Here is a 13,892-nt window from a genome sequence, read left to right as displayed (position 1 = left end):
TCACCCTTGGTCGAGAATGAACGCCGCCACCGTATCCGCCACCTGATCGGCAATTTCCGGTGCATCGCGCAGGTGGGCGGCGATGCCGTGGTCGCAGTCGGTCAGCAACAGGCACTCCACATGGGGCGCCGGCACCGAGCGCAGCAGCGCATGGGTGACTTCCTCCGGAATCGGGCTGTAGCGCTGCACTCCGCGCAGCATTCGGGTACCGGCGCTGGTGCCGGGGCCTTGGCCGTGGGTCTGGGAGTTGAGGCCGTCGTACTCGCCGATCACCAGCAGTACCCGCCCCTGGAACTGGCGCAGGAAGGCGTAGCTGTCGCAGTCGAGAAAGGCGTAGGGCTTGCGGATCGCCGCGCTGAAGGCCGGCCCGAATGGCGCGTCGTGGGCGTCATCGGGGTAGACCGCCGGGCAGATCAGCACCAGCTTGTCGATGTCTGGCAGTTGCGCCGCAAGCTTGAGGGCAATGGCGCCACCCAGGCTGTGGCCGACCAGGGTACGGCAGCGTTCGGCGATATGCCGGTGGAAGCGCCGGGCCTCCTGCAGGTTGATCGCCAGGGTCGGTGCGCTGGCGCCGGGTTCGCTCGCTTGGCTGTGGCCGGACAGGTTGCCGGTCAGCGAGCCGATGCCCTGGCGTTGTAGGCGATAGAGCAGCGGGTTGAGGCGGGTGAAGTCGGAGCGTGCGCCGCCGACCACGAACAGTGGCGGAGCGCGCTCGCTGTCCGGCAAAAGCAGGCGTGCCTGCTGTTGATAACCGTCGAATGCTTCGTCGATGAAGCATTCGGTGCCCGGCGCGGGTTCGTCGTATTGCCAGCTGCCGCGTTGCTCGGAGGTGTTCGCGAAGTCCATGGCGCTCCCTAGAGGAACTGATGTTGCAGCCATTCGCCGAGCGGGTTGCCTGCGCCAAGCAGCAGCTTGAGGGCCATGATGCAGCACACGCAGACCAGCAACGGCTTGATCAGCCTGGGTCCGAAATGCACCGCGCAGCGTGCGCCCAGTTGCGCACCGATGAACGCGGCACAGGCCATCGCCAGGGCCAGGGGCCAGATGATCGCCCCGCTCAGCGAGAATACCGAGAGGGCGCCGAGGTTGCACGCGGCGTTGAGCAGCTTGCTGTTGCACACGGCGCGCAGCAGGTGCTGACCAAGCAGGATTACGCAGGCGAGCATGAAGAACGAACCCACCCCAGGGCCGAACACGCCGTCATAGAAGCCGATCAGCGGGGCGGCGGTCAGGCAGAACACGGCGTTGGAGATCTTCGCCTTGCGCTCGTGCTCGTCGGGCTTGGGGCTGAAAGCGAAGTAGGCCGCAACCAGGATCAGCAGCACCGGCACGCAGGCTTGCAGGAACGTCTTGGGCACCAGGCTCACCGACAGCGCGCCGAGGGCGCCGCCGGCGAAGGCCATGGCGGCCATGGGCAGGCCGCGTTGCCAGTCGATCATGCCCTTGCGGGCGAAGGCGACGGTGGCCGACACCGTCGCCGAGGCCGCCTGGAATTTGTTGGTGGCGATGGCCGCCAACGGGTCGATGCCGGCGACGAACAGTACCGGCAGGGTGATCAGCCCGCCGCCACCCGCGATGGCGTCGAAGAAGCCGGCCATCAGCGCCACCGACGCGAGGGTCAGCAGCAGGGAGACATCGATTTCCATCATTACCGCACGTTCCTTTTATTCAGCCGCGCACCAGCAGCGGATCCGGAGTGATCACCCGAGGTTGGGCGAAGGGGGAGTAGCCGAACAGCCGCACCAGCAGGCGACGGTTGTCCTGGACGATGTCGCGACCATGCAGGGCGCGGTTGTTGTTGATCACGAGGGCGGTGTCCGGTTGCAGCACGAAGGGCCGTGGCCGGGTCTCGGCGACCCGCTGCTGGAAAGCGTCGAAGGCCTGGGCGGCGAGGTCGCTGGCCTGGTCGTTGAGCGAGAACCGGTACGAGTTGTAACGCAGGGCAAAGCCGCCGTTGGCGTCGAACTGCAGCATCGCGGTGGCCTGCTCCGGTTCACCGCTGCCCGCGACGAAACAGTCGCTGCGGGTGAAGTCGAACGACGCTGAGGTCAGCGCCAGCGCGTGCAGGCTGCCCAAGCCTTCTATGACCTCGCGCATGGGAATGACGTGGGTCGGCTCGTTCGCCGGGTTCCAGCGCGCGGTGAGGATCAGCGCAGAGGGGGCCGGGGAATGGTCATCGCGAGCGATCACCGAGCAGTTGTACGGAGCTTCGGTGTGTGGGCCCAGGCGCAAGCCAGCGTGGGAGCTGAGTTCCACGCGGGTGTCGCGGGTTTCCTGCGGACGCGGCTGGCTGCCGCCACCCTTGAAGTTGCCGACCAGACGCACCTGCTTGCCTTCGTTGTCGATATCGAAGGCGAACGCCCGGTAGCGCACCAGTTCCAGCAGGATCTGGTTGCGTGAAGCCAGGTAGAGGCAGCGGGGGTCGTGCTCCAGGCCCTGCAGCTCAGGCAGGTCTTCGGGGATGGGATCGTGCTCCGGGCAGCTCATGCCGCGGTACATCAGTGCAGACAGCGTGCCGTCGGCGAAGCGCCGCAGTGTCGCTTGTTGCTGGGCATCGAGCGATCTTGTCAGCGCTTCGGCGCATTGCCGTGCCTTGCCGGCTGCCCCGAAGACTTCCGGGCCGCCGAGTCGGGCGAGGGATTGGCTGGCGACGAACAGCGCATCGGCTTGATCCTGGGTAAATTCCAGGTACGCGACTTCGGAATCCTGCATGGGAAACCTTCCTTGTTATTGTTGTGTTGGCGTTCCGTGCCGGCCGACAGCTGGAGTGAGTTGACCTGACTGGTGTAACTCCAGTCGGTAGTGGCCAACTGCCGCGCAGTATCGGGTAGTTTCCGAAGGTGCAAAAGAGGGGGTGGAAAATTTCACAGCCGTGAAACGTTGTGAAGATCGAAGCCGGCGCGTCATGGTGGTGCTCCTGGTTATCGGGTGCGCATACGGGGCTGCCATGCCCCGGCCTCTGCTATTAGTTCAAGGTTTTGGTCTGGCGTGGTGCAAGACCGGTTTTATGTGAGCGACAGAGAAAGCTTCGATGCCTGTTGGAAACTTCCTACGTACAGACGGGGAAGCCCCTAGGGTTGGACTTCCCCTGGCGGAAACCGCAAAATGACCCCTTTCCCTAATCGATCTGAGCGGACCTGCTGACTCTATGCGTATGCGCCTGATGCTGTTGGGTGGTGGCAATGCCCTCGGGCAAGCGCTGATTCGTCTCGGGGCCGAGGAAGACATCGCGTTTCTGGCACCGCGCCCGCCGGACGAGGGCTGGGATCCGGCCAGCCTCACCCAGTTGCTCGACGATCACCGCCCCGATGCCCTGGTCAACCTGGCCTATTACTTCGACTGGTTCCAGGCCGAGTCGGTCAGCGAACAGCGCCTGGCCCTTCAGGAACGTGCCGTGGAGCGTCTGGCCGAATTGTGCCAGCACCACGAGATCACGCTGGTCCAGCCTTCCAGCTATCGCGTGTTCGACGGCTCGCGCGCCACCTCCTACAGCGAGAAGGACGAGCCGGTGCCGCTGGGCCTGCGTGGCCAGGCGCTGTGGCGCATCGAGCAGAGCGTGCGTGCGGCCTGCCCGCAGCATGTGCTGCTGCGTTTCGGTTGGGTGCTGGACGAAAGCCTCGACGGCGCACTCGGGCGCTTCCTGACGCGCGCCGAGCAACCGCAGGAGCTGCTGCTGGCCGATGACCGCCGCGGCAACCCGACGCCGGTCGACGATGCCGCCCGGGTGATCCTCTCGGTGATCAAGCAGCTGGACTGCGATGCGCCGCTGTGGGGCACCTACCATTACGCTGGCAACGAGGCGACCACACCGCTGGCGCTGGGACAAGCTATCCTTTCCGAGGCAGCGCAGTGGCACAAGCTGGCCGTGCAGGCCCCCACCGCACAGGCCCATGCCGCGCGCCCGGATGCCAGCGAGGAGCCGCAGCACGCGGTGCTGGCCTGCAAGAAGATCCTTCATACCTTCGGCATCAAGCCCCGCGCCTGGCGCGCCGGCTTGCCGCCCCTACTGGACCGTTTCTATCGTCATGGCTGATGCCCCCATCCTCATTACCGGCGGAGCTGGTTTCATCGGCTCCCACCTGTGCGATGCGCTGCTGGACAAAGGCTATGCGGTGCGCATTCTCGATGACCTGTCCACCGGCAAGCGCAGCAACCTGCAGATCGACCATCCACGCCTGCAACTGATCGAAGGTGATGTTGCCGACACTGCACTGGTTACCCGTGCAGCCGCCGGTTGCGCGGCGGTGGTCCACCTCGCTGCGGTCGCGTCGGTGCAGGCGTCGGTGGACGACCCGGTCAAGACCCACCAGAGCAACTTCATCGGCACTCTCAATGTCTGCGAGGCGATGCGCATCAATGGTGTGCGCCGGGTGTTGTTCGCCTCGAGCGCGGCGGTCTACGGCAACAATGGCGAAGGCCAGTCGATCACCGAGGACACGCCCAAGGCGCCACTGACGCCCTATGCAGTGGACAAGCTGGCTGGCGAGCAGTACCTGGACTTCTACCGCCGCCAACATGGGCTGGAGCCTGTGGTGTTCCGCTTCTTCAATATCTTCGGGCCGCGCCAGGATCCCTCGTCGCCGTACTCGGGGGTGATCAGCATCTTCTGCGAGCGAGCGACCAAGGGCTTGCCAATCACCGTGTTCGGCGATGGCGAGCAGACCCGCGACTTCCTCTATGTCGGCGACCTGGTGCAGGTGATGGTGCAGGCGCTGGAGCAGCCGCAGGTGGAAGAGGGCGCGGTGAACATCGGCTTGAACCAGGCGACTTCGCTGAATCACTTGCTTGCGGCATTGCAGCAGGTGGTTGGCAGCTTGCCGGCGATCAGCCATGGCCCGGCGCGCGCGGGTGATATCCGCCACTCGCGGGCGGACAACCACCGGCTGTTGGCGCGTTTCGATTTTCCCCAGGCGACGCCGATCGCCGAGGGGCTGGCGCGTTTGTTGGGCAAAGACTGACAAACACGTTGGCGTTCCAGGTACTCCACTGATCTCCAGAACAGTGGAGTACCCCCGAACAGGCCCTGCCAGGCCATAACCCCTTCAAGCCCGCCGACAATCCTCCGGCCCCAGCACCCGCCCATCCCGCGCCCGTACTTCCAGCTTCGCCACAGGTTCGCCCTTGGCATTGTCCAGCAGCACCGAACGCGTCTCGCCCGCCTCGAACTGAAACCGCTCCCCCCACTGACGCAGGCCCACCACGATCGGAAACACCGAGCGGCCTTTTTCAGTCAGCACATATTCCTTGTACGCACTGCCATCCGACGCCGGCTGCAGCTCCATGAGCCCTGTTTCTACCAGCAGCTTCAGGCGCGTGGCGAGGATGTTCTTCGCCAGCCCCAGGTTCTTCTGGAACTCGCTGAAGCGGCGCAGCCCATCGAACGCGTCGCGCAGGATCATCAGTGCCCAGCGGTCGCCCAGCACTTCGAGTGCCCGGGCCACGGGGCATCGGCTGTTGTTTTCGTCGAGCATCGATCATTCCGGATGAGATAGTTTGGTTGCAGATTAAAACCAGGTTTGTTAGAAATCCAGCTTGTGTTTTGTTTTGAAACCAGATTGCCAGGAGTCTGCATGTCATCTGCCCACGATGCATCTTCGTTTCAACTCACTCGCGGCCTGACCCTGTTGCTGGCCGCAGCCTGCGCACTGGCGGTGGCCACGGTGTACTGCGCCCAGCCGCTGTTGGAGTCCATGGCCCAGAGCCTGGGCGTGCCGAGTCGTCAGGTCGGCTGGGTGGTCGGCGCAACCCAGGCAGGCTACGCACTAGGATTGCTGCTGATCGTGCCGCTAGGGGACCTGCTCGACCGCAAGCGCTTGATCCTTGCGCAGTTGCTGCTGTCGGCACTGGCGCTGGTCGCGGTCGGCCTGGCCCAGCATTGGGCGGCGCTGTTGGCGGCCATGGGCATGGTCGGGCTGATGGCCGTGGTGGTGCAACTGATGGTCGCCCAGGCGGCCACCCTGGCGACACCGGCGCAGCAGGGGCAGGCGGTGGGAACGGTTACCAGCGGTATCGTAGTGGGGATTTTGCTGGCGCGGCTGGTGGCGGGAGTCGTGGCTGATCTGGCTGGCTGGCGAGGGGTTTATTTCGCTGCTGCCGGGTTGGCGCTGCTGATGGTCGTGCTGCTCGGCTGGCGTATGCCCTCTGCACGACCTCTGGGGCAGCGCCAACATTACCGGGCGTTGTTGCGCTCCATGGCGGTGCTGCTGCGCGATGATCGCCTGCTGCGCCAGCGGGGTGTGTTCGCATTACTGATCTTCACCGCGTTCAGCGTGCTGTGGAGCAGCATGGTGCTGCCGTTGAGTACGCTGCAACTGACCCACACCCAGATCGGCCTGTTCGGCCTGGCCGGTGTCGCCGGAGCCCTTGCCGCATCGCGTGCCGGGCGTTTGGCCGATCGCGGCCTTGGGCAGCGCACCACAGGGCTGGCGCTGGGGCTGCTGACACTGTCGTGGCTGCCGAGCCTGTTCGTCGGGCAGTCGCTGCTGGCGCTGGTAGCCGGTGTGGTGATGCTGGACCTCGCCGTGCAGGCAGTGCATGTGACCAACCAGAGCCTGCTGCTGGCCGGGCGGGCGGAGATGGCCAGTCGTCTGATTGGCGCGTACATGTGCTGCTATTCGGTGGGTAGTGGGGCGGGGGCGGTGACGGCGAGCTGGGTCTACGGGGCGTGGGGATGGGACGCGGTGTGTGGGCTTGGGGCTGGAGTCAGCGCGTTGGCGTGGGGGTATTGGTGGTGGCTGCAACGCCAGGGCTGAGCGGCAGCCAGAGGCCCCGCTGTACGGCGGGGCCTGAGTGCGTTGCGTGTCAGAACTTGTAGCCGATACCGACCATGTAGACCCACGGATCGACATCGACGTTGACCTTGGTCTTGCCCACGCCCAGGGCGCTCGGACCGTCGATGGTGGACTTGGTGTCGATGTCGACGTACCAGACCGCGGCGTTGACCAGCAGGTTGTCGGTCAGCATGTAGTCCATGCCCAACTGGCCAGCCAGGCCGATGGAGTCCTGCAGCTTCATGTTACTGAAGCCCTGCTGCTTGCGGGCGCTGCTGAGGTCTTCATCGAAGAACAGCGTGTAGTTGATGCCGATACCGGCATAGGGCTGGAACTTCGACGAGGCTTCCATCGGGTAGTACTGCAGCGAGAGGGTCGGTGGCAGTTGCTTGATGTCGGCCAGCTTGCCGTCGAGCCCGCCGCCCAGGCCCTTGACGCCCACGGTGTGCTTGAACGGCGTGGCAGCGAGCAGCTCGATGCCGACGTGGTCGGTGAGCATGTAGGCGAAGGCCAGGCCCAGCTGGGTGTCGCTGTCGAGGGTGGCCTTGGTGCCGGAGACCTTGGCGCCGTCGAGCTTGAGGTCACTGCTGCTTTCATTCGGCGCAGTGGTGATGGCGCCGGCACGCATGATGAAGTCACCCGCCTGGTGGGCGTGGGCAACGGGGGCTGCGAGCGCCAACGCGACGAGCGAGGCACCGAGCAATGTCTTGTTCATGGAAGCTCCCAGAGGACGTAAGTAATCGAGTAGTCCAATGGTAAGGAGCCGTCCAAACACATTGTTTGACTCAGCTCAACGAAGCGGGCTTCACACGGGCGACACAGTTCTCATTTCAGCTCATATGCGTAGATTTTCTCGGCTTCCATCTGGTAACCGGCGTCGGCCAGCTCGCTGCTGGTGTTCTTGACCTGCATGCGTCCCTCGATCCAGTAGGGCTGGTACAGGTCTTCGACGCGCACGCCCATCTCGCTGAAGATGTGCACGATCTGGTTGGACGGCGGCGGCGGCACGTGGATGCAGGCGCCGTAGTAGGGCACCAGGAGAAACTCGGTGGTGCGGCCTTCTTCGCTGACTTCCAGCGGCACGATGTAGCCGGGCAGTTTGACCTGCTGCCCGTCCAGCGCCTTGACCACCGGTGCGTCGGGCGCCTGCTGGCGGGCTGCCGGGGCAGACTCGGCCGCGAGCGCGTCGCCCAGCGAATTGCCCATCTGCGAGAGGTCATGCAGCGGGGTGAGCTGTGGGGGGATGACTGGCGCGCCCTCGGGGATCAGTGCCGGCCAGTCCAGCTCGCGCGGCTCGTCCGCCCAGGCCGGGATGATCAGCACCAGCAGCAACAACAGGAGGATCTGTAGTGCTCTCTTCGCGGGCAAGCCCGTTCCCACAGGGATCGACATGACAAACTCTCAGAGGTGGATCGACAGGCCATCGGCCAACGACTGCCGGTAGGCACGCCAGGCCGGAACACTGCCCATCAGCAGCGCCGCACCGAGGATGATCGCCAGCAACGTCCATTCGTGCGGGCTTGGCCAGGCCAGCGGCAGGAACAGCCCGTAGTTGGACTGTACCGCGTCCTGGGCCAAGGCGATTCCCCCATAGAGCAATCCCAGCCCGGCGACGATACCGCTGACCGACAGCGCCAGCGCTTCGAGCACCAGCAGCCCGGCGATATGCCAGGGGCGCGCACCCACCGACCGCAGGATGGCCATTTCGCGTCGCCGTTCGTTGAGGCTGGTGAGAATCGCCGTGAGCATGCCGATCAAACCGGTCAGTACCACGAACAGCGACACCACGAACAACGCCTGCTCGGCGATGCCCATCATGCCCCACAGCTCTTGCAGGGCCACGCCGGGCAAGATCGCCAGCAGCGGCTCGCTGCGGAATTCGTTGATCTCGCGCTGCACGCTGAAGGTGGCGATTTTGCTGTTCAGGCCGAGCATGAAGGCCGTGATGGCGGTGGGTTGAAGGTCCATGGTGCGCGCCTGGTCGGCGCTGATGCGCGCGGCGCCGCGGGCCGGCACGCCGTTCTGCCAGTCGACGTGGATGGCTTCCATCCCCGCCAGGCTGATATGCAGGGTGCGGTCCACGGGGGTGCCGGTGCGCTGCAGGATGCCGACCACGGTGAAGGGCTTGTCGTCGTGCTTGACCAGGCTGATGGTGGCGATGCCGTGGGCCAGCACCAGGCTGTCGCCGAGCTTGTAGTGCAGGGCTTCGGCCACTTCGGCGCCAAGCACCACTTCGAACGGGTCGTTGGCGAACTGGCGGCCCTGGCTCAGTTGCAGGTGCTGCTGGCGGCCGTACTGGTAGTGGGTGAAGTAATCGCTGTTGGTGCCCATCACCCGGTAGCCGCGGTGCGAGTCGCCCAGGGAGATCGGGATCGCCCACTTGACCCGCGGGTCCTTGGCGTAATGCTCGAAGCTGTCCCAGCGGATGTTGTTGGTGGCGTTGCCGATACGGAACACCGAGTACAGCAGCAGGTTGACCGACCCCGAGCGCGCCCCGACGATCAGGTCGGTGCCGCTGATGGTGTTGGCGAAACTGGCGCGGGCTTCGGTACGCACGCGCTCCACCGCCAGCAGCAGGCACACCGACAAGGCGATGGCGAAGGCGGTGAGGAAGGCAGTGAAGCGGCGGTTGGCCAGGCTGGCCAGGGCTAGACGGAGCAGGTACATCAGGCCTCCCGAGGCTTGGCGGCGCGGTTGAGCTCGGCCAGCGACAGGTCGCGGTCGAACAGGGGCGCCAGGCTCTGGTCATGGCTGACGAACAGCAGGCTGGAGCCTGCGGCGCGGCATTCGTCGAACAGCAGGCGGATGAACACCTCGCGGGTGTCGGCGTCGAGCGCGGAGGTCGGCTCGTCGGCGATCACCAGTTCCGGTTGGCCGATCAGTGCACGCGCAGCGGCGACCCGCTGTTGCTGGCCGATCGACAGGGTGTCGGCGCGCCGGGCGAGCAGGTCTGGGTCGCCCAGGCCCAGGTGGGCGAGCAATTGCGCCGCTGCCTGGTGGATGCTGCCATGGCGCTGCGCCGCACGTTCGGCACGGCTGCGCGAAAAGCGGCAGGGCAACTCGACGTTTTCCTGCACGGAGAGAAACGGCAGCAGGTTGAACTGCTGGAAGATGTAGCCGGTGTGGTCGACACGGAAACGGTCGCGAGCGCCCTGGCCCAGCTCCGCCAGGTTCTGCCCGAGCAGCCGCACTTCGCCCTGGTCGGGCAGGTTGACCCCGCCCAGCAGGCCGAGCAGGGTGGTCTTGCCGCTGCCGCTGGGGCCTTTGAGGAACAGCGCCTCACCGGCCTCCAGACGGAACTGGGAGATGTTCAGCAACGGCTGCTGACCTGGCCAGGCGAAGACCAGGTCATGCAGTTCGATCAGCGGCTGGCTCATTCAGAACGCAACCACGGCCTTGGCCGGGGTGCTTTCGAAGCCCTTCTGGCCGTTCGGACCGACCAACTGCACATTGATCTTCTGGGTTTGCGGGTACGCCTTGTACAGCGGCGACAGGTCGATCTGGGTCAGCTTGGCCGGAGCTGCGCAGGTCAGCTGGTAGTGCGCGTGGATCTCGCTGTGCTGGTGCTCATGCGCGTGGTCATGGTCGTGATCGTCGTCACCGTCGTCGTCCTTGGCCGATGGCTCGTCACCGAACAGCGGGCTTTCCAGCTCCTGCTGGTCTTCCTTGCAACCGGCCGCGCTGGCCAGGCCGAACAGCTTGAGCGGCTGTTCGAGTTGCTTGCGCACAGCCTCGACCTTGGCCTTGTCGGCATCGCTGCCGGGCATGTGCTCGAAGCCGACCAGGTTCATTGCCGGGCTCTCCAGCGCCAGCTCCAGGGTATTGCCATCCAGGCCGACGTTCAGGCGTGCGACGCCGTGCTCGTGGGCAGGCAAGGTGCCGTGGGCATGATCGTGGTCGTGATCTTCATGGGCCTGGGCAACGGCCAGGGGCAGCAGGGCGAAGGGCAAGGCGAGGAGCAGGCGGCGCATGGACGACTCCAGAAGCGGATGGGAAAGATTTGGTAATGTTATAACAACTTTTCTTGTCGATGCCAGACGCTTGGCGCAGGTTTCATGTCGTGGGAGCATGCACGTCATCGATCCGCGATTGAAGGAAGGCAGCGTGAGAATCCGAGGACAGATCGGCGACTGGCCGGTGGACCTGACCATCGAACTGGATCCGGCGGAGTGGGCCCAGCTTGGGCGCAGGCTCGAAGAGGCGCCAGCGGTGGCAGAGGTGGCGAGCGCGCCTGGTGCTGCGCCAGCACGGCAGGACGATAGCCAGTGGTCGGCGGCGCGCGAGGTGTTGCGTCAGGCCGGAGCGCTCAGTGGGCCAGAGTTGCTGGAGCGGCTGGAAGGGTTGGCCGGCAGTGTCGCGGCCGGCAAGCGGCTGCTGGTGCGTTTGCGCCACAGCAGTGAAGTGAAGGTGGAAAGCGGTGCGGATGCGCCGGTATATCGCTGGGTAGGCTAGTTGCCGGGGACGGTGCGTGGCTGGATGCCACCTCCAGCAGGAGGTGGCGGCTCGGGGCTCAGAACATCGCCGAAGACAACCGGCGGCGGTACACGCCCACCAGCGGATGATCGCCGCCGAGCAGGTCGAACACCTGCAGCATGGCTTTCTGCGGCAGGCCGTTGTCATAGGCGCGATTGCGCTGGAACAGCTTGAGCAGCCCGTCCAGCGCAGCTTCGTACTGTTGGCGCGCCAGTTGCTGGATGCACAGCTGGTAAGCCGCTTCGTCATCCTGCGGGTTCTGCGCCAGGCGGCTCTTGAGCTCGGCGGCCTCCGGCAGGCTGGCGGCCTGGCGCAGGAAGGTCAGTTGCGCCTTGGCACCGGCCAGCGCGGCCTTGTGCTCATCGCTCTTGACTGCGTCCAGCACTTGCTGCGCTGCGTCCAGGTCGCCGCGTTCGGCCAGGCAGCGGCCGTAGTAGATCAGCGCCTCGGCGTTGCTGTTGTCTTCACCGAGCACGGCCTGCAGCAGCGCTTCGGCCTCGCTGAAACGGCTCTCGGCGAACAGCGCCTTGGCCTGCTCCAGTGGCGAGGCAGTCGGCGGTGCAGGCATCTGCACATGCGGCTCGAGCATGGCGCGAATCGCCGACTCCGGCTGGGCACCGGCAAAGCCGTCGACCGGCTGGCCATCCTTGAACAGCACCACGGTCGGCAGGCTGCGGATACCGAACTGGGCCACCACCTGCTGCTCGACGTCGCAGTTGATCTTGGCCAGCAGCAGCTCGCCCTGGTAGCCCTCGGCGATCTTCGCCAGCAGCGGCATCAGCGCCTTGCAGGGCGCGCACCACTCGGCCCAGAAGTCCACCAGCACGGGCTTGTGGAAGGAATTCTCGATCACCAGTTGCTGGAAGTTGGCATCGGTGGCGTCGAAGATGTAGGGCGTGGCGGTATTAGAAGAAGCTTGGCTCATCGCAACTCTCGCAGCTTTCGCAAATTCGGAATGGCACCACTATAAAGGCTCGCGGCTGGCGTGGTACAGGCTGACCCGGCGGAATTCGTGCGGCTCGGCCAGGTCTGGCAGGGTCAGGGCGTCGAGCACGCCGAGCTGGCGATAGAGCGGGTGGCTGAAGTCGCGTACCCGCGAGTCGGCGACCAGTGCCTGGCGACCCCGGCCGAGAAAGGCATCGAGCAAGGGCAGGTTGGCGCGGTCGTACAGCACGTCGGCGACGAGGATCAGGTCGAAGCGGTCGGCTTCGGCGAAAAAATCCTCGCTGTAGCCCAGCGTCACGCCGTTGAGTGCAGCGTTGGCGCGGCATGCGTCCAGGGCCAGCGGGTCGAGGTCGCAGGCGACCACCTCGCGCGCACCGGCACGGGCTGCGGCGATGCCGGCGATCCCCGAACCTGCGCCGAAGTCGAGCACGCGCTTGTCACGTACCCATTCGGGGTGTTGGGCCAGGTAGCGAGCCATGGCCAGGCCGCTGGCCCAGCAGAAGCTCCAGTAGGGGGGCTCGTCGAGGATGCGCCGGGTCTCGTCGGGGCTGAATGCCCGGTCCATGTTCTCGGCGTCGAGCAGCCACAGCTTGAGGTCGCAGCCCGGCAATTCGCTGATGACCAGGCGCGCTTCGCCAATCAGGCCGCTGAGTGCCTGTTGCAGGTGTAGCGGTGTCACGTTATGGCGCCTTCTCGAAACGCAGTGGGCCGGTGGTCTGGGTTTCGGCCTGGACGATGCGCTGCGGCGGCAGGTGCATGATCAGTTGGCCGGAGCGGCTGGCGCGCCCGCGCAGCTCGACCCGGGCGCCGGCAGGAAAGGCCTCGGGGTTGAAGCGTAGATGATACGGCAGGGCCTGGCCGGTGCCGGTCAGGTCGCTGCTGGCCAGCAGGCGTTGGGGGCGGCCGCGCTCGTCGATCACCAGCAGTGCCAGCTCGACTTCGGCGCCTGCGGGGATTTCCATCAGGGTGCCGCTGAGTTCGCGCTGGTAGGCCGGCAGCGGGCCCGGTTCGTCGCTCTTCTTGACCGTCTTGGGCGCGCTGGGCGCCACAGGCTGTTCGGGCTTCGGTCGGTCGCTGCCGCAGGCGGCGAGCAGGCCGGCCAGGCACAGGACGACGAGGGCTCGATGGTGCATGGGGTAATCCTTCACAGGCAGATTTCTCTGGATGGTAACCCCTTTGGCTTGTCTTGCCAGTGGGATGCGCTACCATGGCCCTCCCTTTTTTTGTTGCCTGCCACCATGCACTGTCCCTTTTGCGGTGCCAACGACACCAAGGTCATCGATTCGCGACTGGTCGCCGAGGGCGAACAGGTCCGCCGCCGCCGCGAATGCGTCGCCTGCGGCGAGCGCTTCACCACCTTCGAGACCGCCGAACTGGTCTTGCCCCGGCTGATCAAGCAGGACGGCACGCGCCAGCCCTTCGACGAAGACAAACTGCGTGCCGGCATGCAGCGGGCGCTGGAGAAGCGCCCTGTCGGCGTCGAGCGCCTGGAAGCGGCGCTGGCGCACATCAAGAGCCGCCTGCGGGCTACCGGCGAGCGCGAAGTGAAGTCGCTGGTGGTCGGCGAGCTGGTGATGTCCGAGCTGCGCAAGCTCGACGAAGTTGCCTACATCCGCTTCGCTTCGGTGTATCGGCGCTTCCAGGACCTCGACGAATTCCGTGAAGAAATCGACCGCCTGGCCCGTGAGCCAGCCAAAGAGTAAG

Annotated in this window: 17 protein-coding genes; 5 read left to right on the top strand and 12 right to left on the bottom strand. The window is 65.5% G+C overall.

Features of this window, described 5'->3' with window-relative positions; all coding sequences use genetic code 11:
- From ACNFHO_RS26730 to ACNFHO_RS26720, 3 genes are read right to left on the bottom strand one after another with little or no spacing between them, the layout of a single operon-like run.
- Positions 1–846, bottom strand: coding sequence for an alpha/beta hydrolase (locus ACNFHO_RS26730; protein ID WP_416767888.1), 846 nt, complete (start codon positions 844–846; stop codon positions 1–3).
- 8 nt (positions 847–854) lie between these two features.
- Positions 855–1,649 carry a TSUP family transporter gene (locus ACNFHO_RS26725; RefSeq protein ID WP_054893581.1) on the bottom strand — a complete coding sequence of 265 codons (795 nt, stop codon included), beginning with the start codon at positions 1,647–1,649 and terminating at the stop codon, positions 855–857.
- Positions 1,650–1,668: 19 nt separating this feature from the next.
- The gene (locus tag ACNFHO_RS26720; protein WP_063542501.1) at positions 1,669–2,712 is read right to left on the bottom strand and encodes a hypothetical protein; all 1,044 of its coding nucleotides are present in this window, start codon (positions 2,710–2,712) and stop codon (positions 1,669–1,671) included.
- Between the two features lie 436 nt (positions 2,713–3,148).
- On the opposite strand from ACNFHO_RS26720, the gene ACNFHO_RS26715 reads away from it, so the two are divergent.
- Together ACNFHO_RS26715 and ACNFHO_RS26710 are read left to right on the top strand one after the other, a co-directional pair.
- On the top strand, positions 3,149–4,033 hold the full coding sequence (locus ACNFHO_RS26715) for a sugar nucleotide-binding protein (protein ID WP_063542503.1): 885 nt from the start codon (positions 3,149–3,151) through the stop codon (positions 4,031–4,033).
- Positions 4,026–4,958, top strand: coding sequence for an NAD-dependent epimerase/dehydratase family protein (locus tag ACNFHO_RS26710; protein ID WP_151926341.1), 933 nt, complete (start codon positions 4,026–4,028; stop codon positions 4,956–4,958). Before ACNFHO_RS26715 ends, ACNFHO_RS26710 begins: the two co-directional genes overlap by 8 nt.
- An 84-nt stretch (positions 4,959–5,042) precedes the next feature.
- On the opposite strand, the gene ACNFHO_RS26705 is transcribed toward ACNFHO_RS26710, so the two are convergent.
- Entirely contained in the window at positions 5,043–5,471 is a 429-nt protein-coding gene (locus ACNFHO_RS26705) for a winged helix-turn-helix transcriptional regulator (RefSeq protein WP_054893585.1), read from the bottom strand.
- Between the two features lie 99 nt (positions 5,472–5,570).
- Here ACNFHO_RS26705 and ACNFHO_RS26700 point away from each other — a divergent pair, with 99 nt between their 5' ends.
- Positions 5,571–6,752, top strand: a complete 1,182-nt coding sequence (locus ACNFHO_RS26700; RefSeq protein WP_416767884.1) for an MFS transporter — start codon at positions 5,571–5,573, stop codon at positions 6,750–6,752.
- Between the two features lie 49 nt (positions 6,753–6,801).
- Here ACNFHO_RS26700 and ACNFHO_RS26695 read toward each other — a convergent pair whose 3' ends face one another.
- The 5 genes from ACNFHO_RS26695 to ACNFHO_RS26675 form a co-directional block, all read right to left on the bottom strand.
- A complete protein-coding gene (locus tag ACNFHO_RS26695; RefSeq protein WP_416767882.1) occupies positions 6,802–7,485 on the bottom strand; it encodes an OmpW/AlkL family protein in 684 nt (227 codons plus the stop codon).
- Positions 7,486–7,595: 110 nt separating this feature from the next.
- Complete coding sequence (locus tag ACNFHO_RS26690; protein WP_054893588.1) at positions 7,596–8,162, bottom strand: DUF3299 domain-containing protein; 567 nt, start codon at positions 8,160–8,162, stop codon at positions 7,596–7,598.
- A gap of 9 nt (positions 8,163–8,171) precedes the next feature.
- Positions 8,172–9,437, bottom strand: a complete 1,266-nt coding sequence (locus tag ACNFHO_RS26685; RefSeq protein WP_054893589.1) for an ABC transporter permease — start codon at positions 9,435–9,437, stop codon at positions 8,172–8,174.
- Positions 9,437–10,147, bottom strand: a complete 711-nt coding sequence (locus ACNFHO_RS26680; protein ID WP_063542511.1) for an ATP-binding cassette domain-containing protein — start codon at positions 10,145–10,147, stop codon at positions 9,437–9,439. The genes ACNFHO_RS26685 and ACNFHO_RS26680 overlap by 1 nt, the downstream gene beginning before the upstream one ends.
- Positions 10,148–10,741: a DUF2796 domain-containing protein gene (locus tag ACNFHO_RS26675; RefSeq protein WP_197893115.1), complete on the bottom strand. Its 594-nt coding sequence runs from the start codon at positions 10,739–10,741 to the stop codon at positions 10,148–10,150. It abuts the gene before it with no gap.
- 133 nt (positions 10,742–10,874) lie between these two features.
- On the opposite strand from ACNFHO_RS26675, the gene ACNFHO_RS26670 reads away from it, so the two are divergent.
- A complete protein-coding gene (locus ACNFHO_RS26670; protein ID WP_151926345.1) occupies positions 10,875–11,222 on the top strand; it encodes a hypothetical protein in 348 nt (115 codons plus the stop codon).
- A gap of 58 nt (positions 11,223–11,280) precedes the next feature.
- Here the strand turns inward: ACNFHO_RS26670 and trxA are convergent, their stop codons facing one another.
- The 3 genes from trxA to ACNFHO_RS26655 are packed head-to-tail and all read right to left on the bottom strand — an operon-like array spanning position 11,281 to position 13,321.
- Positions 11,281–12,168: a thioredoxin gene (gene trxA / locus ACNFHO_RS26665; protein WP_054893592.1), complete on the bottom strand. Its 888-nt coding sequence runs from the start codon at positions 12,166–12,168 to the stop codon at positions 11,281–11,283.
- Positions 12,169–12,207: 39 nt separating this feature from the next.
- Positions 12,208–12,867 (bottom strand): class I SAM-dependent methyltransferase, encoded by a 660-nt coding sequence (locus ACNFHO_RS26660; RefSeq protein WP_054893593.1) that lies wholly within the window; start codon positions 12,865–12,867, stop codon positions 12,208–12,210.
- A 1-nt stretch (position 12,868) separates the two neighbouring features.
- The gene (locus tag ACNFHO_RS26655) at positions 12,869–13,321 is read right to left on the bottom strand and encodes a YbaY family lipoprotein (RefSeq protein WP_063542517.1); all 453 of its coding nucleotides are present in this window, start codon (positions 13,319–13,321) and stop codon (positions 12,869–12,871) included.
- A gap of 105 nt (positions 13,322–13,426) precedes the next feature.
- On the opposite strand from ACNFHO_RS26655, the gene nrdR reads away from it, so the two are divergent.
- Positions 13,427–13,891, top strand: a complete 465-nt coding sequence (nrdR, locus tag ACNFHO_RS26650; protein WP_054893595.1) for a transcriptional regulator NrdR — start codon at positions 13,427–13,429, stop codon at positions 13,889–13,891.
- Position 13,892 lies beyond the last annotated feature (1 nt).

Origin of the sequence: Pseudomonas sp. NY15374 (genome assembly GCF_048068255.1) — a bacterium.
Lineage (GTDB): Bacteria > Pseudomonadota > Gammaproteobacteria > Pseudomonadales > Pseudomonadaceae > Aquipseudomonas > Aquipseudomonas machongensis.
Note: the sequence above shows the minus strand (reverse complement) of the source record. Positions and strands in the feature narration are given on the sequence as shown.